At 42.2% G+C, this 24,613-nt stretch carries 18 protein-coding genes; 6 read left to right on the top strand and 12 right to left on the bottom strand.

Annotated elements, in window-relative coordinates; translation table 11 throughout:
* Positions 1-99: 99 nt before the first annotated feature.
* From ACV3PA_RS04735 to ACV3PA_RS04725, 3 genes are all read left to right on the top strand, one after another.
* The gene (locus ACV3PA_RS04735) at positions 100-2,748 is read left to right on the top strand and encodes an immunoglobulin-like domain-containing protein (RefSeq protein ID WP_456125731.1); all 2,649 of its coding nucleotides are present in this window, start codon (positions 100-102) and stop codon (positions 2,746-2,748) included.
* A gap of 164 nt (positions 2,749-2,912) precedes the next feature.
* A complete protein-coding gene (locus tag ACV3PA_RS04730; protein WP_456125730.1) occupies positions 2,913-6,848 on the top strand; it encodes an immunoglobulin-like domain-containing protein in 3,936 nt (1,311 codons plus the stop codon).
* A 156-nt stretch (positions 6,849-7,004) separates the two neighbouring features.
* On the top strand, positions 7,005-7,925 hold the full coding sequence (locus ACV3PA_RS04725; protein WP_456125729.1) for a hypothetical protein: 921 nt from the start codon (positions 7,005-7,007) through the stop codon (positions 7,923-7,925).
* 398 nt (positions 7,926-8,323) lie between these two features.
* Here the strand turns inward: ACV3PA_RS04725 and ACV3PA_RS04720 are convergent, their stop codons facing one another.
* Both ACV3PA_RS04720 and ACV3PA_RS04715 read right to left on the bottom strand, forming a co-directional pair.
* Positions 8,324-8,527: an LPXTG cell wall anchor domain-containing protein gene (locus ACV3PA_RS04720; RefSeq protein ID WP_456125951.1), complete on the bottom strand. Its 204-nt coding sequence runs from the start codon at positions 8,525-8,527 to the stop codon at positions 8,324-8,326.
* Positions 8,523-8,741: a prealbumin-like fold domain-containing protein gene (locus ACV3PA_RS04715; protein ID WP_456125950.1), complete on the bottom strand. Its 219-nt coding sequence runs from the start codon at positions 8,739-8,741 to the stop codon at positions 8,523-8,525. The genes ACV3PA_RS04720 and ACV3PA_RS04715 overlap by 5 nt, the downstream gene beginning before the upstream one ends.
* Positions 8,742-9,231: 490 nt before the next feature.
* Here ACV3PA_RS04715 and ACV3PA_RS04710 point away from each other — a divergent pair, with 490 nt between their 5' ends.
* Together ACV3PA_RS04710 and ACV3PA_RS04705 are read left to right on the top strand one after the other, a co-directional pair.
* Positions 9,232-9,741: a hypothetical protein gene (locus ACV3PA_RS04710; protein ID WP_023469458.1), complete on the top strand. Its 510-nt coding sequence runs from the start codon at positions 9,232-9,234 to the stop codon at positions 9,739-9,741.
* 101 nt (positions 9,742-9,842) lie between these two features.
* Entirely contained in the window at positions 9,843-10,028 is a 186-nt protein-coding gene (locus tag ACV3PA_RS04705) for a hypothetical protein (protein ID WP_023469459.1), read from the top strand.
* A gap of 154 nt (positions 10,029-10,182) precedes the next feature.
* On the opposite strand, the gene ACV3PA_RS04700 is transcribed toward ACV3PA_RS04705, so the two are convergent.
* From ACV3PA_RS04700 to ACV3PA_RS04675, 6 genes are all read right to left on the bottom strand, one after another.
* A complete protein-coding gene (locus ACV3PA_RS04700) occupies positions 10,183-11,037 on the bottom strand; it encodes a DUF4352 domain-containing protein (RefSeq protein ID WP_456125728.1) in 855 nt (284 codons plus the stop codon).
* 35 nt (positions 11,038-11,072) lie between these two features.
* Positions 11,073-14,174 (bottom strand): Ig-like domain-containing protein, encoded by a 3,102-nt coding sequence (locus ACV3PA_RS04695; protein WP_456125727.1) that lies wholly within the window; start codon positions 14,172-14,174, stop codon positions 11,073-11,075.
* Positions 14,175-14,568: 394 nt separating this feature from the next.
* Positions 14,569-15,099 carry a PIN domain-containing protein gene (locus ACV3PA_RS04690; RefSeq protein WP_456125726.1) on the bottom strand — a complete coding sequence of 177 codons (531 nt, stop codon included), beginning with the start codon at positions 15,097-15,099 and terminating at the stop codon, positions 14,569-14,571.
* A 907-nt stretch (positions 15,100-16,006) separates the two neighbouring features.
* Entirely contained in the window at positions 16,007-16,267 is a 261-nt protein-coding gene (locus tag ACV3PA_RS04685; protein WP_456125725.1) for a hypothetical protein, read from the bottom strand.
* 174 nt (positions 16,268-16,441) lie between these two features.
* Entirely contained in the window at positions 16,442-18,172 is a 1,731-nt protein-coding gene (locus ACV3PA_RS04680) for a hypothetical protein (RefSeq protein ID WP_456125724.1), read from the bottom strand.
* 467 nt (positions 18,173-18,639) lie between these two features.
* A complete protein-coding gene (locus tag ACV3PA_RS04675; protein WP_456125723.1) occupies positions 18,640-20,400 on the bottom strand; it encodes a hypothetical protein in 1,761 nt (586 codons plus the stop codon).
* Between the two features lie 284 nt (positions 20,401-20,684).
* Between ACV3PA_RS04675 and ACV3PA_RS04670 the strand changes: the two genes are divergently transcribed.
* Positions 20,685-21,761 (top strand): YheC/YheD family protein, encoded by a 1,077-nt coding sequence (locus tag ACV3PA_RS04670; RefSeq protein WP_456125722.1) that lies wholly within the window; start codon positions 20,685-20,687, stop codon positions 21,759-21,761.
* A gap of 295 nt (positions 21,762-22,056) precedes the next feature.
* Here the strand turns inward: ACV3PA_RS04670 and ACV3PA_RS04665 are convergent, their stop codons facing one another.
* The 4 genes from ACV3PA_RS04665 to ACV3PA_RS04650 all read right to left on the bottom strand — a co-directional run bounded on the left by ACV3PA_RS04665 (position 22,057) and on the right by ACV3PA_RS04650 (position 24,461).
* On the bottom strand, positions 22,057-22,533 hold the full coding sequence (locus tag ACV3PA_RS04665; protein ID WP_456125721.1) for a hypothetical protein: 477 nt from the start codon (positions 22,531-22,533) through the stop codon (positions 22,057-22,059).
* A gap of 52 nt (positions 22,534-22,585) precedes the next feature.
* Positions 22,586-23,461: a tyrosine-type recombinase/integrase gene (locus ACV3PA_RS04660; protein ID WP_456125720.1), complete on the bottom strand. Its 876-nt coding sequence runs from the start codon at positions 23,459-23,461 to the stop codon at positions 22,586-22,588.
* A gap of 347 nt (positions 23,462-23,808) precedes the next feature.
* Positions 23,809-24,069 carry a hypothetical protein gene (locus ACV3PA_RS04655; RefSeq protein WP_214859227.1) on the bottom strand — a complete coding sequence of 87 codons (261 nt, stop codon included), beginning with the start codon at positions 24,067-24,069 and terminating at the stop codon, positions 23,809-23,811.
* A gap of 89 nt (positions 24,070-24,158) precedes the next feature.
* The gene (locus ACV3PA_RS04650) at positions 24,159-24,461 is read right to left on the bottom strand and encodes a hypothetical protein (protein ID WP_456125719.1); all 303 of its coding nucleotides are present in this window, start codon (positions 24,459-24,461) and stop codon (positions 24,159-24,161) included.
* Positions 24,462-24,613 lie beyond the last annotated feature (152 nt).

Raw genomic sequence — 24,613 nt, 5'->3', positions numbered from 1 at the left:
CATATTTTCCATAATAAAAGGGTAATTTTATTTTATACACCTGAGATGCACGTTCATCCATGCACACTTTAGTCTATTGATTTAGAGGAGGTTGTATTGATGAAAAAAGGGTTGGCAATTGTTCTGAGTCTTCTTCTCATCTTGTCTTATGGGTTGACTCCATTAGCTGCTTCTGCCGCTTCTTCGAGTAGCGTCAAAACCGTCTACTCACCGAAGTATCTCGTCCATTACGGTGGCGTGAAGTATGCTAAGAAGAAATTGACGTATCCAAAATCCGTCAAGGTCAAGCTTTCGAATGGGAAGTACTCGTATCGTTCTGTCAAATGGAGTAAGGTCAGCTTTGATAAGAAGTACATCGGAAAGAAACAAAAGATCAAAGGGGATGTTTACGGTACATCAAAAAATGCGTACTGGTATGTTAAAGTCAAAAACTATCCAGCGAAGGTACTTGCTCCGAATGTCATGACAGTCGGAAAGAATCAACCAGCGAACTTGCCGACACGTCTTTCGACGATTTTCGAGGGTGGACAACGCTACTCGTATCCGCTCAAATGGAGTAAGGTCTCAACAGCTTCATTCGGTACGAAAAATCTAACGTACTCGACTGTCGGACGCAACCTCGAAATCTACGGGGCTGCCAAGCTGAAAGTATCAGATGTCGTCCAGTCGATGCAGAAATACTACCTCGTCTCATACGGGAAAAAAATCCGAGCAACCGGTAAAATCCTTTATGAAGCAAAAGGCATGAAGAGCTATCTCGTCATTACGGATAAAAAGACAGGTGAGAGCACGAAAATGTATCTCAAGCTCGACAAAAAAGGACACTACTACGTGACAAGTCAAGAACTCACTCCAGGAGACTACACGGTCTATATCCTGTCGGGTTCAAAAAAGACGAAATCCGTCACGATTACGATCAAAAAACCGATCACAGAACCAACAGATGAACAAAAACGGGAACTCCTCCAAAAGTTACTTCTCGTCATCAACGTCTCGAATCCCCTCTTGAGTGACATCGAATTCCCAGAAGTCGATGGCGTCTCGTTTACGGTCGATTCAGACAATCCAGTCGTCTCAAGTAGCGGAAAAGTCATGCGCGGTGCGACGGATCAAACGGTCAATCTGAACATCAAAGCGACGTTCGGTGGCGTGACAGAAAGCAAATCGTTCTCGAACATCCTCGTTCCACGAAAAGACTTGTCGGATGAAGAGTTGATCGACTTCACGCTTGAGAACTTCACAATCGCCAATCCGTTAAAAACGAATATCATATTGCCAACGACTGAAGGAATCTCGTTCTCGCTGATTTCTTCAAATGAAGCCGTCGTCTCAAGCAACGGAATCGTCAAACGTGGACTAGAAGATAAACAAGTCGATTTGACGCTACGTGCGACGAAAGGCAGCCTAACAAAAACGAAGAGCTTCCCGAACATCCTCGTCCCGAAAGTCGACAATGCGACAGATAGCCTGTTGCAAGACTACCTTGATAAACTCGATATCAAGAGTCCGGTGACGAAAAATATCGTCCTTCCAGCACTTCCAGGCGCTACAGTATCCATCACATCGACTAAACCTAACGTCATCTCAAACACAGGTGTCGTCACACGCGGCATGACGGATCAAACGGTCTCGATCGTCGTCTCGGTTACAAAAGACGGTATCACGAAATCACGTGACTTCTGGAACTTGACGGTTCCAAAACAAGATGCAACGACAGATGAATTACTTGATCTTTACTTGTCTGGTTTGACAATTAGCAGTCCATTGACTACGAACTTGTCGCTCACTCCACCAGCTGGTGTAAACTTATCAATCAGTGCATCAGATCCAAATATTTTATCAAACACAGGTATTTTGACGCCACCAGATGTCGATAAGACGATTTCTGTGACAGTTAATGTCTCTAAAGACGGCATCACGAAATCACGTACGTTCACGAATATCCTTGTACCGATCAGTCTCTCAGCAGAGTTAGATGCTGCACTAAATGCAATCAATCTGAATCTGTTGAACTTAACAGGTAACGTCAATCTGCCAAGTAGTTCAAAAGGTATTGCCGTTCAATGGACATCAAACAATCCAGATGTCATCTCGAACGATGGAGTCGTAAAAGGGGCATTGAACCTACAAAACTTCACACTCAAAGCAAGTGTCACAAAAGGTGGCATTACAAAATCGAGAACGTTCTCAGGAACAGTCGCAGCTAATCTTGGACTATCGTTTAAAAACGATATCGCAAAAATCAAGTCGAGCGTCGGTACGCTGAACGTTGGCTACAACCTCAACCTTCCGACTTCACTGAATGGCTCAGCGATCACTTGGACTTCAAGTGCACCATCGCTATTAAGTAGTACAGGCGTCATCTTGAACGACTCTAGTTCAACGCCATTTACACTGACAGCGACATCTGGAGGAACGTCAGAAACGTTGAATCTCGCTATCCAACGTCCTTCTGGTGGTTTGTTAAGTGGCGTCGTTGATTTACTTGGGAATGTATTAAACCCTGTCGTCAACACTTTAGCTAGCGGTCAAGGAACAGCAACACTTCCGAAAAGTTACGGTGGTCTTCTTGGTATTGGAGCACGTGATATTACAAATTGGAGTAGTTCACACCCAGATCTCGTGACGATTCAAGGTTATAACTTAACTGTAAAACGTGACGATTTTGACCATCTCGTCGTGCTCTACGCAGACTATGAGGGTCTCGACAAACCCGTTCCGGTTCTTGTCAAAATTCCTAAACGTTAATTTTCAAATCTGTTTTTCTGAATTTCATATGCGATGAACCTAGATTTCCTATCAGGTTCATCGCATATTTTTCTACTTTCTTTTATCTACATACAACATGGGAATTTCAACACCTGAGAGCCATTCATTTGCCTGGACACTATACTTTCTAGGGAGGTTTGGTCATGCGAAAGAGTCTTATCGTTCTTCTCTGTCTGTTACTTTCCTTCCCCGCCTCGTTCCAATCCGTTACTGCCGCTAAATCAAATAGCGTTAAAAAAGTATACCGCCCTACCTCGACCGTACATTATGGCGGTGACGTGTTTGCGGTCAACCCCCTTTCTCCACCCAAGACCGTCCGTGTCAAACTTGCGAACGGTAAAAAAGTAAAACGATCCGTAAAGTGGAATAGTGTTCGCTTCGATAAAAAAATGATTGATCGAAAACAAAAAATTAAAGGGAATGTTTCGGGAACCTCTAAGAGTGCCTATTGGTACGTCACGATTAAAAATTATCCGAAATCGATTCTCCCTCCTGTCGTCAAGACGGTCGGGAAAAATCAATCGACCAAACTTCCAGAACGGCTATCAACAATTTTCGCTGGTGGACAGCGCTATTCGTATCCACTCAAATGGACACGTACGACGACGGCGTCCTTCGGCAAGAAAAGTGTCAAGTACACAGCGGTTGGACGAAACGTCTTGATTACTGGAAAAAATACATTACGCGTCTCAGACGTCAAGCATGAAAACGTGAAGTATACGACGTTTGAAAGTGGTCGCCGAATGCTCGTCACCGGTCGTATCCTTTATCCGGCAAAAGGTATGACACATCATCTGTATCTGATTGACGATAAAGACCGTGTATCCATGTATCCGTTAAAGCGTGATCGACAAGGGTACTTCCGGATTGAAACGAGCGTATTACCAGTCGGTCGCTATGATGTCTCGATTTTAAGTGGGTCGCAAAATGCAGCGTCTTCGACCGTAACGATTCGAAACGTCGTCACACCTCCATCACCGGACGATTCAAGAAAACTCTTAAAGGTATTACTTGCCGGCCTCACGATCCCAAGTCCACTCCTTCAAGATATCCATCTGCCACAAGTAGAAGGTGCTACATTTAGTATTCGTTCCACCGATAGTAATTTGTCGCCTACCGGACAAGTCACTCGCACGGATCAAGAACGTGATGTCGCATTCACAATCGTAGGGAAATTAAATGGTCTTGAAGAAACACGTTCCTTTTCAGGTATCACGGTTCCAAAACGTGATCTGACGGACGAGGAACTGATCGATTTCACACTCGACAAATTCAAACTGGCAAGTCCGTTGACGAAGGATATTCAGTTACCACAAACAGAGGGCATCTCGTTTCAATTGTTGTCTTCAAACGAAAAAGTCGTCACGTCCGATGGTAAAGTACGTCGTGACCTGGCGGACCAACTCGTCACGCTGACATTGAAGGCTTCAAAAGGCAGTCTCGAAAAAACACGTCTCTACTCGAATATCACCGTTCCGAAAGTCGACAATGCGACGGAATTGTTCTTAGACGACTACTTGAGTCGTCTGACATTCCCGAATCCTTTAACAAGAGATTTAGTCTTACCTGCCGCTACGGGAACGACACTTTCTCTGACGTCTTCACTTCCGGATGTCCTCTCATCGACCGGGAAAGTGACACGCGGTCTGACCGACCAATCCCTTTCATTCCTCGTCTCTGCAACAAAGAACGGTGTGACACGCACACGCAGTTTTTGGAACTACCAAGTCCCAAAACGAGATACAGCAATCGATGAATTATTGACAGACTACTTGAATAAGCTCGACATTCCAAGTATATTGACGCGTGATGTAAGTCTTCCAACAGTAGAGGGAATTCAAACGACTCTTTCTTCAACCAATACCTCTATTTTGTCAAATACAGGTCAAATCACTCGTGGTTTGACGGATAAAGTCGTTTCGTTTACAGTCATCGCTACGAAAGACGGTGTCACTAAATTGCGTACTTTTTCGAACTTGACGATTCCAAAGAAAGAGAATGCGACAGCTGACCTGCTTGATGATTACTTGAAAACGGTCGAAATCCCGTCACCCTTGACGGCTGATTATTACTTGCCGACCCCGATGACACCGGGAATCGAAACATCTCTCTTTTCAACGAACACAGCTGTCCTTTCGAATACAGGAAGCGTGACACGTGGTCTGACGGATCAGATTGTCTCCGTGACAGTGACAGCCTCAAAAGACGGGGTCATTCGTAAGAAAGAGTTTCCGCTGATCACAATCCCGAAACAAGATGTATTACCGGATGCTTTTATTGACACTTATTTAAATCAAGTCGAGATTTCTAGTCCGCTGAATCAAAACATTCAGCTGCCTCTCGCACCGGAAGGAATGACCGTATACCTGACCTCTTCTCAACCTGATGTCGTGGCAACGTCAGGCGTGATTAAACCTGCAGACACTGCTCGATCTGTCACAGTCAGTGTGACTGCTGTGCTGAACGGTGTTTCAAAGACGAGGATGTTTTCAAATCTTTCAGTACCCGCACGTCCTCTGACAGTCTTAGAAGAACTGACGACTTATATAAATAGCCTTTCCCTACCGACATCACTCGTAAATAACCTTTCATTGAACCCACCTTCAGGTATCACCGTTAGTGTCGAGTCCTCCGCTACTTCGTTGTTATCGAGTACCGGTGTTCTCACACGCGATATCGTAGATCGAACGACTGATATTACGGTCCTTGCTTCAAAAAATGGTTTATCGCTCTCTAAACAATTTGAAAATATTTCAGTACCGAAACGTGCATTGACGGATACCGAAGAATTACAAAAGTATCTCAACCAACTGTCAATTCCTTCTTTAATAACCGAAAATCTTAAATTAATCGACGAAGCGAATGCAGAAGGAATAAAAGTCACTTTATCATCCAGTGATCCGACTGTACTTTTAAATGACGGATCCATTGCTCCAGCTGCAACCAACACTACTTTATCGTTAATAGTGACTGCTGAGAAAGGAACTGCTACGGAGACCAAAACCTTTAATCAGCTAACGGTTCCGATGAAAAATCCATCTCCTGCTGACATTGTCCAGTCTTATCTTGATAGCCTGAGCATCCCAAACATTTTAACGAATAATCTGGTTCTTCAAGCACCAACTGGAATCACTGTTTCGATTAAATCCGACAAGCCTTCCGTTGTAGCAAGTGGCGGAGTCGTCACTCAAGGTATCGTTGACGAAGTCGTCGATATCACAATAACTGCGACGAAAGACGGCATTACTAAAAATCGAACGATTACAGGTATCAAAGTTCCCTTGAGTCCAACAAAATTAGTAGATAAGGCGTTACAAGATCTCTCCCTCAGTTCACTAACAGATTTGACGTCTTCCCTCAGTTTGCCGACTCAAATCAATGGATTACCAATCACGTGGAAATCGAGTAATACGAACATCATCAGTAATACTGGTACTATCATTCCAGCCGTTTCTTCGCAAGCGTTCTCTTTGACGGCATGGATCACGAAAGACGGCATCCTAAAGAGCAAGACATTCGATGGAACGCTTGCCGGGAATCTCAGCCTCATCCTTAAAGAAGATCTCGCTCGTATCGCAGCTGTTAGTCCGACATTGAATGTCTACCTTGACTTAAAGTTACCGACGACATTGAACGGGATACCACTTACGTGGAAATCAAACAATGAAAGCCTTTTAACGAGTCTCGGGATCGTTAAGAATCGATCACAAATTACACCTTTCACGCTTTCTGCGACGACTGGCAATACTTCAAGTATCCTATCGCTCGCTACGCAAGATACTCAGATATCCTTACTTTCAAGCTTACTGAATGTCCTCGGAGGCATCGTCAATCCGATCGTCGATTCACTCTCGATAGGCAAGTCAGCGTCACTTCCTCAAAGCTATGGTGGCCTCCTTGGTATTGGTGCAAAACCAATCACCAATTGGACATCTTCGCATCCTGACATCGTGACGGTTCAAGGAAACCAAGCCGTCGTGACACCAGATAAGTACGAACACCTCGTCGTCTTGTTTGCAAAGTTTGGAGACGTTCCTAAACCGGTACCATTCATTATTAAGGTCCCGGCTAAAAAATAATGCTTCCTCTCCCTCTGTACATTTTCAGTACAGAGGGGATTTTTTTGAACTCTCTGTATGTTGACGTTTTTTAAAATCTCATTTCTTTATCATTTAAAACTGAAAATATATCCATTAATTTCCTTGCTATACTACAGAAAAAGGAGGCGTTCTGCGATGAAAAAAAGTATGACATGGACGGCACTCGTGACGCTTGGTCTCAGTAGCGCGGTCTATCTCTCGCCTGTTGGAGCGGCGACGGACGAATTCACGGTAGAAACGAAAAACATTAACACACGGACGGAAGTTTTAAAGGGGAAGGCACCTGCTGGATCAATCGTTGTCTTACAATCAGATGACACAGAGGAAGAAGACCTACAAGAAGTCGCCCATACAAAAGCCGATAAGAATGGGAACTATTCAATCGAATTGCCTGAAGAAGGATTGATCGGCGAGGATTTCTATGACTATCATCAATCCGACTCGGATGAAGACGACTATGACGATGAGGATGAAGACAGCTCTTCAGACGTCACACCAAACTATTTCCTTGAAGTCGTAAGTGTCGATGATTATACGGGTGATGATGATGGAATGGACGATGGGTGGGACGAGTATTACGTAACACGTGCTGATTCTTACGGAGATGACGATGGGGGCGACGACGGCGACGAACCCGGTGATGGTGATGATGACGGGTATGATGATGGAGAAGAAGGGGACGAGCCGGGAGAGGATGATGGCGATACAACGGAAGAGCCACAAGATCCGATTTCGTACGACTTCGCTCCAATTGACCTCACAGTGCGTACGTTCATTCCAAAAGCAGCAACGGTTGATACGAAAACACTGACACGTATGACTCGGACCGTAACGGGATCTGTATCTAATAAAGATGTTCGCGTCGAAGCGTATGTCTATCATAAGTCGAGCAAATCATGGAAATTGCTCGGTAAGGCGAAGCCACGCAGCAACGGTTCGTATAAAATGTCGATCAACAAGAAATTATACAAGAAAGATGCGAGCGTCGACTTCTACGTCGTAGGGAATCGTGATGCGGATGGTTTCAGTAAAGCGCTTCGTAAAAAATACAAGTAAATCGGACTAGTCAAAAGGAAGCGCGACATCGTTACGTCGCACTTCCTTTTTAGTGACTATTTCTAAGGAATTATCTTGAAAAGGAGTTAATCCAAAAACACATTTCCATAAAAAGTTAATCAGAGCCTATAATCAAAGATTTTTTCCTTTAAACTAAAGAAGGTTACATTATTTGGTTTTAAACCAAATTTAATTCCTCAATTTTCTAATTAAAAGGAGCTACTATTCATGAATCGTCTCACGCGTTACCTACCTTCTTTAGCTGTGATTATTTTTAGTATTCTTGTCTTCTTATTACCCTTCCGTTGATTAATCTTTCCCTATGTCAGATACAATGAAAAGCTGTCTCGACATGCGTCGGGACAGCTTTTTGTAATCCTATTCTTATCTTTCTCTCTTTAACCTTCGCGTTGACTCTTTTTTCTTCTATTTAGAGACAGTAGAAGAATTCCAAACGCCGCAAGCAAGAACCCAATAGGCTGAGTACTGAATGGCTCGGACTCACCTGTTTGAGGAAGACCGCCTGAATTAGATGGTCTTGTCCCATCTTCATTCGGTGTGTCTGTTCTCCCATTTGGTTTGTGAGGCGTTTTCGGATCAATCGTGTTCGTTATCGTGACACGGACAACCGCTTTTCAGACGAATGATACATTGTTCAGAGTCTAACAGATAACCAATAGGCGCTTGCATCTCGATTAAGCTATATGTTGATCGCGTCAGTCCTGTTATGAGGATTTCACCGTTCGTCTCCTTCAAGAGTTTACCTTGGGTATTCTCACAAGTAGATAGTTGAAGTGTAACTTTTTTCCACCCAATTACTCCCCCTTCATCGTATCCGTCTTTGATATGCTCCTCAAGAAGTAGATAGTTGAAATAAAGCTTAAACGGCTTGGCGCCAACAGAATACAGAGCGAAAACTGTTTAAAGAATTTTTATTATTTGTCCTGTCTACTTGACGGGGAACAGTTCAAAGGTCCAGGTTGAATTCTTTATTCTTAAAAATGTTCTATATCAACTGAGATGATAAATAAAGGTACAATGAACCTATAATCGAATGATATATATTACATATTGTGAAATAAAATGACGGGGTTTCATTTTTGAATTTACACATTTGTCTTTTTATACCATTTTTTTATTTTGAATTGACCAATAATACATTTTTGGTGGATTCATTAGTTCTTATTCTTTTATCGTTATACATTATGGGAAACAATGTGATTACGCCTGTAATCCAAAACATCACCACCTGCTTCAAATTCGGTATGTTGTTCATGTACTCCAATTCTTGAAAGGACGTGGCAATATGTTGATCAAAAGAAAAACCATTTATAAGTTCTCTATGATTATGATTGCGTCAATCCTCCTTCTCTCGTTGGTTACGACGCTTCCGAAAAAATCATCTGCTGCTAGTCCCGTCATTACGATTGGTTACGGGGGTGCAAAAGATGTCGGAGAAAAATTTAGTACGACCGAGACTGTTTCAAGAAAAGAACTCGTCAGTTTCTTGGAACAAATCAAAAAAGCCGAAAAAAGCGATAACGATTTAAATAATATCCGATTTACGATCGCAGGTACGCTCGTCACTCATCCCATTGCGAAAACATTAAAAGCAAGCCTATCTTCTGGTCTTGCCTCTTATGTCATCTCTTCACTGGTCATCGATAAAGATTTAGGCTCCAAAAAAATTCAACAGGTATTAAATGCTTCAACAGCAAAGAAATTCAAAGTCAAGATCAGATATGAAAAACACACACGTGGTGCTTGGGATAAATGGTATGAAGCATACAGCTCTACCGTGGTTCCTGTAAAATAAGCTATAGTGATGATTATTTGATTCTCAATAAAACCGTTTAAATATGTTATACTAAATAATGTAAACTAAATGATTATGCCAAATCTTTAAGGAGTGAACGTATGTCGAATCGAAAAAAAGACTATCTGATTTCTTTATTGATCGTCATCTTCGCATCCATCGTCATCTTTACACTCGATTTACCAAAAGGGACTAGCTTTGCTGCGATTCTGATCGTCGTGATTCTATCCGTTTTCTTGTATGAGTTTCGATTACTCACTCAAGATAAAGCGAAACAAAAAAGATAACGTTTTTATATAATAGACGACCTGAACTCCTCACAAGATGGGGTTCAGGTCTTTTTTATCTCTGTATGATCCTAACGAATACTGTACTAGAAAAAAGCGACAGTATTCGGTCATCAACCGAGTACTGTCGCTTTGAGTATTACTATAAACACGCTTATTTAACTAGAATCTCGAACGTATACGGCGCGAAATCAATATCGTAGTTATCGTTCGAAGCATCAATCAGTAGTTTCATGCTTGTCGTCCCTTCTTCGACCGCTGGATAGATCATGACCCCTTCCGTTTCGATCCCCGGTAGAATATCCGACTGGACTTCTGCGAGACCGGATTCTTCACTATCGAGGTATTCTGTCTCGAGTTGTTTATTCCCTACGACTAGTTTGGAGCCTGAATCGAAGAACGTCGCATTGACGTTCGTCTTGTTCGTGATTTTTACGAAAACACGTGTCTGATTGTCTGCCAACTCAACCTTTTGCAGTTCAACCTTCAAACCATGTTGATCGACGACTTTATTCAGCTCAATCGTCTTTTTCGTCGGTGCCATCGCATCGATGTAGCTGATTTCCTTGACGCTCTTTGCCCGAATGCCGGCAGCAGAGATTTCTCCACCGAATGCATTCTCCCCTGAGAACTCGTCCACTACGATGCCTTTGACTTCTACATACTGTTCACTTTTGATTTTCAAAGACGTATCTGCTGCGACCATCGTGTTCTTTTCAGCATTCTCCGGATCGCCGTACATCTGGAAGTAGACACCGTCTTCATCCTTTTCTGGTTCTGAGAACACTTTCCCACGGACCGTTACTTCATATCCTTTGTATTTCTTCGGATCCGTATACATCTTCTCGTAGTCTTTCTCCGCCAACGGTCCTTTTGATTTGATTTCCGACTTCGTACTGCTCTTTCCTTTACCTGATTCTGTATCCGAGTCGCTACATGCGACAAGCAATACTAACAGCCCGATTAAGACGGCTAGTACGATCAAGACGATCTTAAAGAATTTTTTCATGGTTCTTCTCCCTCTTTCTTAAAACATCATTCCGATTAGGATTTGACGATTTTCGTGATGACTGTCGCGGAACGATTCTTCGCAGCATCTTCTGCGTAGATGCTGACTGTTTCTCCGGCTTTCCAGGCGTTGATGCGTAACGTGTAATTTCCTTTTGCATCTGCCTGTGTCCGGTAGGCTTTCTTCTTATACGTGACGACGACGTTCGCTTTCGCTTCCGTCTTCCCGATGATGCGGGTCGATTTTGAAGTGACACGCGAAACCGTCGGCGTTTTTGGTCCGATATCGTCTTTGATTTTCAGCGAAACAATCGAGCGTTGTCCGAAAGGATCACGCGAATGGATCGTGATCGTCTTTCCAATTCGTAGTGCACGATACGCTTTCATCGAAAACTGCTGATCTTGATACAAGTCGACACCAGCTAAGTTCATATCATTATCGTCGTAAGCTTCGACGGCATGATACGGCTGTGCGATTCCTTTGATCAGGCGTGTCTTCGCGGACGCGGTCAGCTTCGTTACCTTTTGATTCTGATACGTCGAACGAATCGTCTTTTTCAATGTCGCTCGCGCGGTCCCGTCCGAATTACGTAACGTCAATTCGACTTGGAATGGTGCTTTCATCTTCTTCGGTAAGGTGAAGACGGAGCGCGGACGCGTACCGGCTAGCTTGACTTCTTTTCCGTTGATTTTGAACGTATAACGGCTCGGACGAAGATGCGTATCCTGCGTGACGAACCAGATCTTGTTCTTCTTCTCACTCCAATGGATATCTTGGACCGGGTAATCGACTGGTCGTTTTTCCGTCGTTTTCGCTGTGCCTGCCTCGTTTCGGATCGTGACACGAACGATATCCTGCTGCGTGAGCGCTCGTTTTAAGCGCATCGTCACAAGACCTTTTGTATCGGCTGTCGCTTCATACTGTTGCTCACCGATGACAGCTTGGACCTTCGTACGCGGAGCTGTTTTTGCTTGCAACACCGTCTCACCAAAACGCATCTCGTAGACAGTCAGTGGTGGATAAGTTGTACTTAAAACGGATGTACTCACCCAATCAGACGTCAGATCCGAACGGTTCGTTCCCCGAACTTCGATTCGGGTAATGCCGTCTTGTTTGAACGTCCTGTTCGTTTGGCTGTCCCACGTGTGGCGATAGAATCCGAATCGTGAGAGGTCCAGTTTCACCGTCTTAACGAGTGTTTCTCCTTTGTAATAACGCACGTCCGCCGATTTCAGGAGGTCGTCGGATTTAAACAAAACTTCGCGCTTCGAGTCACTGATTTTCGGAATCCGAATCGCTGGTACGGTTTCATCTGTCAATTGGCGGTTATACTTCAAGACATCCTTTGTCCCTGGACGCGTGATGGAGATCCGCATCCATCCTGAGTAATCAATGGATCGTGTCTTGGACGTATCGATAGAGGCGGTTTTCAAAAGGAATTTCCCGTCTTTTGAAACTGTCCCTTCAAATATAGTGTATCCGCCCGAGTTATACGCATCATACGCAGTCGGCATCTCTAGACGGATCCGCGTGCCAGGTTCGCCTTTCCCTGTCAACGTCTGGTCATACGGACCGAAGGAGTCGAGATTCATCTCAGTCAACGGATGAAGGACACCCTCGAACGTCGCTTTTCGGACATCCTGCTCGTCCGTCACGAGCGTCAGCGTATAACGATCGCCCTCCTGAATTCCTGTGATTTGTATAGGCTGCCCCTCAGTGTCTCGTTTCGGGAAGAGAAACGTTTGAGCATCAAAACTGCCGTCCGCACGTTCGATGACGATCTTACCTGTGACATCAGGTAATCCTTTCAGTGGATTCGTCAGCTCCAGTGTGTTCCCGTTGAACGACATCGCTGGTTTGGCGAGCGGTCGTCTGTCTTGAACCATCCAAGACCGTACTTCGTAGAAAGTGCCATCTAACGAGCGGACGGACAAGCGGATTTCACCCTTATATTGTTTTGGGAACTCCATGTGAAACTGTCCGTTCTCGTCTGAAGTTAGCGGAAATCTTAACCCGTCATACTCGACCTGAAAGTCTCGCTTCGGTATGGTTTTCCCCGACAAGATAGGATGTTCGGACGAAATCGGCTGATCGAGCGTCAACGGGAACGATTCCGATCGTGCCGGTAACTCGACGAATGTCGATCTGGACTGTTCATCATGTTTGAACGTCACTTCATGAACTGGTTCCTGCATCTCCGTGACGTCACACTGAAAATAACCTGTCGCGTCACTCGTTGCGCAAATCGTATCATCGAGCAACACTTGACTGTTTGGATAGGTCAGTCCTTCGATCTGGTTTTGTGGCGCTTCGACGAGTAGATAATACGTTGCGGTCGGACTTGGCTGATACGTCGGGAGGATTGCTGTCGTTTTAGTAGAGATAGATCCTGCACTCACTACTTGAAGCGTACGTCCTGCCTTTACCGTCTCAAGTGTTGGTGTATACGGGAATGTGATTCGTCCCTTGGGATCGGCGACGACCGTCCATTCGGCTCCCGTCTCTTCCTCCTTGAAAGTCAGAACAGCGTGCGGCCACGCTTTCCCGACGAATCGTTTTGTTTCGAACGCATAGGGTTCGATGGCGATTGTAGCTGGCACTTTTGTCGAGAGCAGTGTCGTCTCACCTTTCGCCCCTTGATCCGTCTTCGCATAGACCCGCATCTCTGACATAATGCCTTTCGGGACGAGAAGCTGATGTTTTCCCGTATAGATGTCCCCCTCGTAAGACGCATAGATTGTCGCGTCGGGTGACGTCGTTAAATAGAAACTATTCTCCGTCTGTCCGACGTAGGTAACGGACGGTAACGGTTCTACGGTCGGCGTCGGATTTGTCGGTTCATAGGAAATCTGGTTCTCTTTATATCCATCTGGATCCAATATGTATAGGTGAACGGACTTCATTCCGACCGGCTGCGGAAGCTTAATCGAGAAGCTACCAGACGCATCTGCTTGACTCGTGTATAAGACGTCGTCTACATGAACATAAATGGTCGTCTTCGCTTCTGCCTTTCCTTTCAGTATTTGATCTTCTACCTTATACGGAAGAAGCGTCGGGTGTTCGGTTGCAAGGACCATGCTCGGAACTAAAAAACACAAGAGCATTCCCAAAACATAGCCTACGATCGTTTGCTTCAATTCTTTCTCTCCTTTTGATTCCATTGAAATTAATAACTCTAATTGATTTTATTACCATATCGCGTTTATTTCAATATTTTATTTAATATATATAAATTAACTTAAATTTTAATTATTTTCTGAAATTTACTATTGATTTTTTTACCTAAACAATAGCGTATGACTGACTCATTTAATAAATAAAAAACTATTTACTCAGATCTGGTAATTATCAGATACTGAATAAATAGTTTTCGAAATCGGATTCCTAATATTTTCACTCAAAATATTAATACTCTCAGATAATTAATTAAATAATCAAAAAAATAATTTATAAATCTTTCGATTCATACGTATATTATTTATATGTTCTCATATGTCAATTTATTCTTCGCGATAAAGAATGTTGCAAAAATTATTCTGACAAATTGTCGTCGACGACTCGATTCGAACTTTTCTCTTTTACTTCAATTCGATCTATCATAGTCGAGATTACCCATACGATGATAAGCATCAAGAAAAAACCTAAATAATAGCTTACTGTAGCTTTAAAGAATACTAATTTGAATGCAACCACTGAAAAAAGAATTATCATGAGGAACATTGCAAGAGCTATACTTAAGATTATTAATAGAATATATAAAATCACTTTCCACAAAAAATCAATTGAGAGCATAGTAATCAAATCATTTAACGACATAAAGATCTCCCATGATCCAATAAAAACCGATTTTACTAGTTGTCCAAGTAAAGCGATTCCATTATTTAAACCGTCCCAAAAGCTGAGCTGATCTTTCAATTCAACATTTGCCCCGCCTTTGATATTGTATGTTTCACCAAATAAATTATAACTGTCGTCTGTTTCTTTTGTGATGTAAAATTTAGTGAAAAACATACCGTAAATCGTGATAATTCCTAATACAAACTCCATAATTTTCTTTCCCATACCCTTTTTACCCCCCATTTATTTGTAAATAAATTCAATGTCTGATACCAAGTTATTTTTTGTGAAATAATTTAATTAGTATTGGTCCATCAATCAATTTATCTCATGATATCTTTGTTGCAAATATTATTTAAAATTCAATCGAGTTACTGACTATTATCTAAATAATTGCTTAAAGTTAAAGACTTACTCGTCGTAAACTCATTCAGTAAATCATAAAAACACTGCTTGATAGTATGTTGCAGAAAGAACGTCTACATGATAAGTCATGAATTAATCAACTTAGAGTAAATAAATCATTAGTCCTTGTATCATAGTCCATTCAAGATCATAGTAATAAATCACATCTTCTTAAATACCATAAAGACTCATCTTGAAACATAAATCTAGCTGCCCTACACACCGTCCTAACAACAATAGTTTCATTTTTCAATTCGTATAAAAGCGAAATATGTCTACATCTAATTTTTAAAACATATCGTTCAATTCCTATTCATATATTCTTCCTTCATTTTGAATGAGCGTCTTTTTCAGGAGAAACAACAAAGCTCGCAGCTGATACCGAGTCTGGTTTATAAAAGAACAACAACAAGATCAACAGACTACTTACTCCTGTCCATTTCTTCATCCTTCATCCTCCATACTTCCCTTCCTTAATTCATTCTTTACTTCATGATATCAACTCTTGAAGTACAATTTTCGGAGTACTCTTTTCATGATGGAAATATATTTTTAGTTTTTTGATTGCATCCCACTAAAATAATTTCCACGCATCACATAATTAGGAAAAGCCACCCTGTATTCAAGGTGGTTGACCAAATTATTACGTTATGTATTTCCTTTTTTCATCAAAACCATAGGAATTATTCCCCTTTTAGCAACACATAGATGAAAGTAGTTAAATCATTTAAAAACTCGCTAAAATCAATTCACGTGTCCAATCAATCGCACTACTCTCTTCTCCAAAAAACTTATAATAGTAATATACAATTTTTCTGATTAACCAACGTAAGAATCCACTGATCATGCGGATGACGAATCCCAACAAGCCGATTCGCCAGAGGATGAAGCCACCGACTACAAAAAATACGAAGCACCCGCATCCTACTGGTCCCGTTAGTCTTAAAATGATTGCAAGAATGATAATCCCGATGACAACGTAAAGCATATGATTGTTCTCCTTCATCATATAAATATAATTTCTTTAGTCTTGTTTTCTTTACTTAGCTATTCACGCAGAGCACACACGTACAAACTTGACACGTTCTGTGTTCTGTATGTAGCTCTTCATACAAACGGAAGATCCCACCCATGATGAGATCTTCCGACGAACCGCTTTATATTATCGCTTACTCACAGTGATGAACTTCACGTTATCTTGTTTATCAAAGCACACTTCCACGGATAGATTTTTTAATTGATACTCATAGTAACTTTTGACTGAATACTTTGCGAACGTTCTATTGGACTTTGAAAAATGACGTGGTACGGAAGACGAATACGTCTCGGATGTCTCAGGTTTGCCAAAGGCAGATTTAATCTCCGCTTTTGAAATCGAGCGTTTTTCAAGTGCCGGAAGCATCGTCAGCAACTCAATTCGGTTTGGCTGGCTCTCTCCGTAGCGCACATATCGTGAAGCGAGAACGTTCCCTTTCCATTTTCCGTTCGTGTTCGCATCCGTTTCCGGAATGAACATGCTTCCTTTTGTTCCTTTTAGCTTCGAGTACGATGATGCGAGAATCGGTAGTCCTTCGAACGACTGTTTTTCGAGGAGCGACTGTCGGTGACGTTCCAACCACGGAACATCTTTTAGCGACGATAACTTCGGCGGCGGCATGACTTTACCGGTTACTGTCGTCGTAAAGCCTTCATACGTCGCTTTTAAGGTGTATGTTCCTTGTGTTTTGCCGTACAGCTTTCCAGACTTAATGTAAGCTTTCGTTGGATTGTCCGTCGCCCAGCTGACACCAGATTTGACGAGAACCGTTTTTCCATCAGCTCGTGTGACTTCAAGGGCTAACGTTTCAGAAGAACCACTGTCCACACTTTGATGAGCTGCTGGTATTTGGACAGCGACTGGTCGTTTGTATAGCTCTTTCCCACTATAGACATTCGTGCTACTGTACCCTTCGACGACGATTGAGCGCGCTTCATTACTAAGTTCAACTTTTGATTCGTATGCTAGATCTCGATCATAGTCGAGGGACGTATGAATACGACGTCCCGTCTCCCGTTCAAATAACGAGAACGATCGGCCGCTTCCATAAGAAGTAACGGCAATGAATTTGCCCGACTCATCGATTGAGATATCGTTATACGACATATCTTTTCCCGTCACGAACTGTCCACTCGTTTGAATCTTTCTGAACCCCCGATTCAAATCATAGACATCAAGCTGTGATGTATTATTTTCTCCTATGATAAGTAATCCATCATCATTCATATCAAACGCTTCGATACTTTCCTCTTCTTTTCCATGAATGACGCCTTTATAGGAGAGATCGGATGTATAGACATTAGCATCTGAGGAAGAAATGATGGCTACATAATCGCGTGCCGTTAAAATCTGACCGAATTGACTTGTTCCACGGATGTTTGAGAGTTGCTCCGAATCTAGGTCAAACGATAGCATCTTACCATCTCCGCTATTTTCGGCTAGTAAAATAACCGTATGCGTACCCGGAATGAACTGAACCTCAACGAAGTCAGAAATTTCTTCCTCCTTATTGAGAATCGTCGATATTTCTTTAATTTTCGATCCAAAGGCGTCATAGACATGAATGATTCCATCTGATACTGCAACACGTAGACTCTGATCATCGGATGCATCAAACCCATCAATCGACGAGTCACCATTCGGGAGCGACTGAATACGTTCGCCATTCTGAAGATCAATTAGCTCCGGTTTTTGATAAGAAGACCATCCCCATACGAGTTCTTGTCCTTTGATGATGTTAAACTGTCCGTATAGCTCAAACGAAGTCGTCATGGGTGTATCGACTTCTGCTGAGACAGGAGATGTCCCACCCAAAATCGCAATACCACCAAGTAAAGCCATCATCGTTTTCTTCATAATTTCATCATCCTCTTCCTGTTTAACGTTCCATTCATAGTTTACCGTAACCAGAGAATGATAAAATTCCATTTTTTAAAATAAAAGATAATATTTGGTTCATCATCATAAGGTGTGGTGGACACATGAAATCCATATGATTTTGAATCGGACATAGAAAAAAGTAAAAACCCCGGCATCGTAATTTTTACATATTGCTTTTTCAAGATAGAATTCTGGAAATTGCTTTGCGTCACTCTTCGTCCAATAGAATGATGCTGCCTCAACTTTGTGATATGAATATCTGTATGATCCACCGGCTCTGATACATTTCGTGTGTCAGAAGGACTTGTGACGATCGCATATTCTTCTTCAAAATCCTCGCCCTTCAATTCAAAAAAATGAATACTTCATTTTGGAAATAAAATAGCAGGTGACGTATGTCTACGCCACCTGCTTCATGTATTGAATTCGAGAATCCGAAAATCTCATGGTAAAGTCGTTCGTTTCCCTTTTTCAGAGGGTTGCTTACTCACTGTGATGAACCGTGCAATATCTTTTTTATCAAAATAGACGTCTACGGAAAGATCGTTTAAGCGATAGCGATCGGCACGTTTGATGGTGTATTTCGCGAATGCCTTATTAGATTTTGAAAACTGATACGAAATAGAAGGAGCGTACGTTGTTGAGGTCACTGGTTTACCAAAGACAGCCTGAATCTCCTTTTTTGAAATTGAGCGCTGTTCGAGTGCCGGAAGCATCGTCAGCAATTCAATCTGATTCGGCTGACGTTCTAAGGGACGCGGATACCGTAAAGCAAGGACACTTCCTTTCCATTTCCCGTTCATGTTCATTTTCTCTTTCGGAATGAGCATCTTCCCCTTCGTTCCTTTGAGCTTTGAATACGATGAGGACAGGACCGGTAACCCTTCAAACGATTGGTGATCGAGCAGTGATTGTCGATGACGCTCTAACCACGGTATATCTTTTAGGGACGATAACTTCGGCGGTACGACCTTACTCGTGACAGTCGCCGTGAACCCCTCATAGGTCGCGGTTAAGGTATAGTCTCCTTCTGCTTCACCGTACAGTTTCCCCGATTGAATGAAGGCTGTTTCTGGATGATCCGTCTCCCAGGTGACGCCACTTTTGACGAGGACCGTCTTTCCGTCAGCTCGCGTAACTTCAAGTGCTAATGTTTCTGAAGCCCCTCGATTTATGCGTTGACGAGCTTTTGGTATCTGAATCGCAATCGGTCGTTTCGATAGTTCCTTTCCACTGTAAATGTTCGTCTGGTTCGCGCCTTCAACAATGATAGAATGCGCTTCGTTGCTAAGTTCAACACCTGATTGATAAGAAAAATCCTGATTTTGATCTAGAGAGGTATAAATACGCTGTCCGGTCTTCCGTTCAAATAACGAGAAGGGCCGATCACTTCCGGACGAGGTGACCGCGATGAATGCCCCTGATTCGTCAATCGCGATGTCACTATAAAACACGTCACTTCCCATTACAAACTGCTCACTCGTCTGTGTCTTTTCAAGACCATGATTCAAATCGTAGACGTCGAGCTGTGGTACCCCCTGTTCTCCGATGATGAGAAGTCCCTCGTCATTCATGTCAAATGCCTCGATGCCATCTTCTTCTCTCGCATGGATGACGCCTGTATACGTCAAGTCAGAGGTGTAGAGATATACAGTAGACGAATAGACGACAGCAACATGATCGCGTGCGGTTAATAATTGACCGTATGGACTGGTTCCACGGCTACTAATGAGTTGCTCCGCATCCAAATCATATGAGAGAAGTTTAGCGTTCCCCCCATTCTTCGCCAGCAACACGACCGTGTGCGTATTCGGAATGAACTGGACATCAACAAACTCGGAAAACTTGTTTTCGTTGTCGATAATCATCGATATTTCTTGAACCTTTGTTCCGAAAGCATTGTAGACATGAAGCACTCCCTGCTTTACCACGACACGTCGTGTTTGATCGTCCGAGACATCGAATCCCTCAATCGATGATTCCCTACCAGAAAGCGACTGAATGCGTTCTCCATTTTGAAGATCAATCAGACTGAGTTGTTGATAGGAAGACCACTCCCAAACACGTTCTTGTCCTTTGACGATTTGAAACTGTCCTGATAATCCGAATGATCCTGTCAATGGTAGGGTGACTTCTGCTGCGACAGGTAATGCCCCTCCAAAAAATATGATTCCTCCAAGTAAAGCCATAATTATTTTTCTCATGCCTATCATCCTTTTCCGTCTAACTTTCATTCATAGTTTAACGTATTCAAGGATAATAAAATTCCATTTTTTAAAACAAAAGAAAATATTTACAATCAATTTAAATGATTTGTCGATAAAGTTCTTTCCTTTTATTTGTTAATTAGAATGCATTAAAAACGTACGTACTAAGCGAGTGGAGACAAGTACGTAATCATTTTCGACTCAATTTTTCTAACCATTCTACTTTGACATGACATACAATAATGGTAATAACATGAAATGTTTCAAGGGAGTTGAATCGCATGATTGTTTTATTCAACAATGTAAAATCACCTCGCATGATTCTACCAAAAGAACGATTACATTATTACATCGAATATGCTCAGCACTTCGGACAACTGGTAGCCAGTTGCACGATCGAAGATGTTGATTTTGATGCTCAAGTCATTCAAGCAGAAGTATATGATGGGGAGTGGCATCGACAATCGATTCCGTTTCCGTCTTTACTCTTAAATGAAAATTGTGTTGTTCCTTCACAGTCAGCGCATCCCGAAGAGGATCTACGCCTTCAGCAAGTCATTCCTCATTTCTTTCATTTAATTGACGATAAGTACGTACTTCAACAAAAACTAGAAGACACCGGATCATGGGGAACCTTATTCATTCCAACCGAACGATTAACAGGATTCGATCCATTTCTAACACAGTTGAAAAAACATAATGTCACCATCTTAAAACCAACGAACGCCTCTAAAGGAAAAGGGATATACAAAATCACCAAAGCGGCAGGGGTAGGATATTCTGTAACCATCCAAGATCAGCGTCATGTGTATACCTATCAACAACTACGAACGTTGATCCTCTCGTTAATCGAACAAAGCAACTACATCATCCAGCCCTTCGTAACATCACGCACGGCAAGCGGCGAAACTTTTCATCTGCGCACACACTTAGTTCGAGACGCCTCTGGTCAATGGACGGTGCTCGCTTCCATTGCGGACGTTGCAAAAAAAGGACGGTTCATCACGAACTTAAGTGGCTATAAGACAGAACGAGCTGACGCGTTTCTTCAAACTTTACATCTAGACGGAGACTTCATACATCGTGCACTCGTTGAGCAAAGTCTTTTACTTGCGAAGGCCATCGATGCCTTATATCCTTTCACCTTGCCGGAACTGGCTCTTGATTTTGCATTAGACGAAACATATGCCCTTCGATTTTTTGAAGCCAACACAGGACCAGAGATCATAGCTTATAAGGAAGAACGGGAACAACGTCGAGCAGAAGCCTTGATTCCTTTTGCTGACGCTGTATCGAAGGCGATCGAAGGAGTTCCTATCGAACAACGATTTGGACGATATTTTAAAGTGGGACAATGAACTTTCATTTAAAATTAAAAGACCTGAATCCTCTAAATCAGATTCAGGTCTTAAGCCAGTTCTGTTTTTTTACATAAATCATCATTGTAAAAAGATATAGGTATTCCATCTACCTTTTACATACAACAGCTAACTACAATTTATAGTAGATGTCGAAAGGCTTTATAAAATATCTATAAAAAGCATCAATTTGAACTGCCCTATAAAAGTTGGATATGAAAATCCAATTTTTATAGGGCAGTTTTTAAATCAAGTTCAAAGCAAATACTTCGTTTCCGCTTCATTACACAGTCTTTTATACCGGACGTTTTTTCTGATCGAAGAACAAGTTCAAATCTGTCTTGTCTGTATCAGCAGCCAAGGCATTCTGAATAAGTCCGTTTAAGACTTGCATTTTTGATTTTTCGAAGAACGGCACCTGGATTTCATACGGCGTACCTGATTTCTCAATTCGTAATGTCGTCTGAACGCTACTCAACACGATACACACACCAAACGCAAACATAACTAGACCAGTCAAAAACGAACTAGCAATCGTTGAAAATCCAAAAAGCGCCACAAACAATCCCACAATCATAGGCTTAAAGCGATACTTAGTCGATAACATCGAACCCGAAATGTTTTTTAATGGAATGCTTTGCTGATCGCGACCAGCGGGAATAATTCCGAGGATTGTATTCGTCAAGTTAGTTTTGACGAAACGAGAATCGACTTCAACCTCACCTTTCAACCAAAAGAAGATGAGACTGATGGAAAATACAACTTTGTTCATAATTTTCTTACTCCATTTCTTTATTAAACTTTTATTTGAAAAAACAATGATTTCATATAATCAGAATACCATTTCCATTTTTTTCTTTCTCTAATAATTTTATTAATATAGCAAACTGTTTTATCACAATCCAATTCCCCTTTCGTTTAGAAACGATAGACTCGTGAACAGCACACTGATAACTCTTAAACCAACTAAACAGAAACAATTTTTCCAACTCGCGCTCTAATCTGCGATGAGTCATCTTATCTTTTTTTCCTGAATAAATGAAGGTAATATCGACGTGCTTCTGTGTCAATCGCTCCCCTCTTTGATTCAAGAAGACATACGGACTCTCTAACGCCTGACGATGCTTCTTTCTGTCCTCTTCCACATACTGACGTATACGACATAGCGTATCTTCGCGTAATGGGACCTCACGGACCTTATCTCCCTTCCCATGCACTTCCATACTTCTTCCTATCCAGTCAATCTGCCATAAGCGTAGCTCGACCACCTCACTTGCTCGAAGCCCTGCATACAACAAGAGATGAATTAGTGCTTGATTCCGATATGATAGACGTGGAATCGCTTGGTGCAAACGGAGGACTTCTTTTTCCGTTAACACATCGACCTGATGACTACCTTGCGCTACCTTGATCCGGTCACTCCAGTAGATCCACCGACGATCCAGTTCCCCTTGTGCCATCAGAAAATCATTATAGGCAGTCATCGCATTGAGGAACTTATTGATCGTCGCTGCTTTCCTACCTTGATCGAGTAGATGTTGTTTATACGACAGGATGTCCTCACGTGAAGAAAACGTCCCACTCTTACTGAACTTCTCGACTTCTGCGACATAGCTAGCAATCGTACTCGGTTGTCGTCCTTGTTCATAGAGGAATCGTCGGAAGGATTCGCGTTCCCCGTTTGCCATTCCCGATGTCATGGGTCCATCCCCTCTCGATTATTTTCGGGGTTTCGGGGGATGAGAATACAAAAATCCCCGAAACCCCGTTTTTTTACGCGGAGATACATCTCTATATCTGGTGAAAACAGAATCGGGGAACGGGAAATCTCCCCACCGTTCTACTAGATATCCGCTCAAAACTCCCGGCAGTTCTACTTTTGCCTTCTGTTTCTTGAATGAATAGCTACCGAAACCGTTGGTATACAACACTTTCCTTCTTTTCCGTACTCCCAGCAGTCTTAATGAACAGTCAGGAGTCACAGACAAGAATACTTCTACAATCTGCTACGTCTAGTCCCAAAATAGGACAAATAAAAAAGACCTTCTCACTCGAAAAGCTCTACGACTCGTTCTAGATATTCGACGTAAGACTGGATGATCAGCCGGTCATCTTCATCCATGATATTTTTGATACTTCGTTGGACACGTGATCGATCGACGTGAATGACATCTTGTACGACATCCTCTAATACTTGCTCGATGACATCCTCTTCGGTCAGTAACTCCCCTTCGTAACAATCTAGCGTCTCATCATATTGCCGATAGTAATCCTTTCCTCCAAGCACTACTCGATGATATTTTCGCATTCTGATCTCCTCCTTTGGTATTCTTTACGACGTCATATCTTTTACACACACTTAGTGTAGTTCTTCCTAATCCATCCTCATCATGACTTCTATTTGTCGTATAGTTCGTATGCAATCGCACTTCCATCACATATCCATACCTCATAGACCAATCGATATGTGATAGGATCATAGCCCATTCCAGCTATCCATTCCTTTCCGTCTTCCTCGATATAGACGAACGTATCGAACTGTAAAGGATCAGGAAGCAAAGAAAGATGTTCCAAAGGAACGATAGACGGATCGATCTCTGAATGCTCGAATAGATAAGACTCCATCCCGACCTCATCGACGACTGTCACTTTACCAAACAGTTGCTTGATTCGAACGATAAACCCGATTCTTTTATCCAAGTTATTTTCTCCTTTCTACAAATAAAAAAGAGCATTCATTCCCGGATTGGAATGAATACTCTCAATAAATTCATACAAAATAATAATATATATTTGACTGCATTTTTAAAGCATCTTCATAGAAAAGAAACTTCCAGAAGAATAATCTAGAA

Source organism: Exiguobacterium sp. EA-TM-5 (genome assembly GCF_053878415.1).
Note: the sequence above shows the minus strand (reverse complement) of the source record. Positions and strands in the feature narration are given on the sequence as shown.

Excerpts from the sequence above, each read along its gene's own strand:
- ACV3PA_RS04735 (WP_456125731.1), top strand. The coding sequence starts at position 100 with ATGAAAAAAGGGTTGGCAATTGTTCTGAGTCTTCTTCTCATCTTGTCT.
- ACV3PA_RS04730 (WP_456125730.1), top strand. The coding sequence starts at position 2,913 with ATGCGAAAGAGTCTTATCGTTCTTCTCTGTCTGTTACTTTCCTTCCCC.
- ACV3PA_RS04725 (WP_456125729.1), top strand. The coding sequence starts at position 7,005 with ATGAAAAAAAGTATGACATGGACGGCACTCGTGACGCTTGGTCTCAGT.
- ACV3PA_RS04710 (WP_023469458.1), top strand. The coding sequence starts at position 9,232 with ATGTTGATCAAAAGAAAAACCATTTATAAGTTCTCTATGATTATGATT.
- ACV3PA_RS04705 (WP_023469459.1), top strand. The coding sequence starts at position 9,843 with ATGTCGAATCGAAAAAAAGACTATCTGATTTCTTTATTGATCGTCATC.
- ACV3PA_RS04700 (WP_456125728.1), bottom strand. The coding sequence starts at position 11,037 with ATGAAAAAATTCTTTAAGATCGTCTTGATCGTACTAGCCGTCTTAATC.
- ACV3PA_RS04690 (WP_456125726.1), bottom strand. The coding sequence starts at position 15,099 with ATGGGAAAGAAAATTATGGAGTTTGTATTAGGAATTATCACGATTTAC.
- ACV3PA_RS04685 (WP_456125725.1), bottom strand. The coding sequence starts at position 16,267 with ATGCTTTACGTTGTCATCGGGATTATCATTCTTGCAATCATTTTAAGA.
- ACV3PA_RS04680 (WP_456125724.1), bottom strand. The coding sequence starts at position 18,172 with ATGAAGAAAACGATGATGGCTTTACTTGGTGGTATTGCGATTTTGGGT.
- ACV3PA_RS04675 (WP_456125723.1), bottom strand. The coding sequence starts at position 20,400 with ATGAGAAAAATAATTATGGCTTTACTTGGAGGAATCATATTTTTTGGA.
- ACV3PA_RS04670 (WP_456125722.1), top strand. The coding sequence starts at position 20,685 with ATGATTGTTTTATTCAACAATGTAAAATCACCTCGCATGATTCTACCA.
- ACV3PA_RS04665 (WP_456125721.1), bottom strand. The coding sequence starts at position 22,533 with ATGAACAAAGTTGTATTTTCCATCAGTCTCATCTTCTTTTGGTTGAAA.
- ACV3PA_RS04660 (WP_456125720.1), bottom strand. The coding sequence starts at position 23,461 with ATGACATCGGGAATGGCAAACGGGGAACGCGAATCCTTCCGACGATTC.
- ACV3PA_RS04655 (WP_214859227.1), bottom strand. The coding sequence starts at position 24,069 with ATGCGAAAATATCATCGAGTAGTGCTTGGAGGAAAGGATTACTATCGG.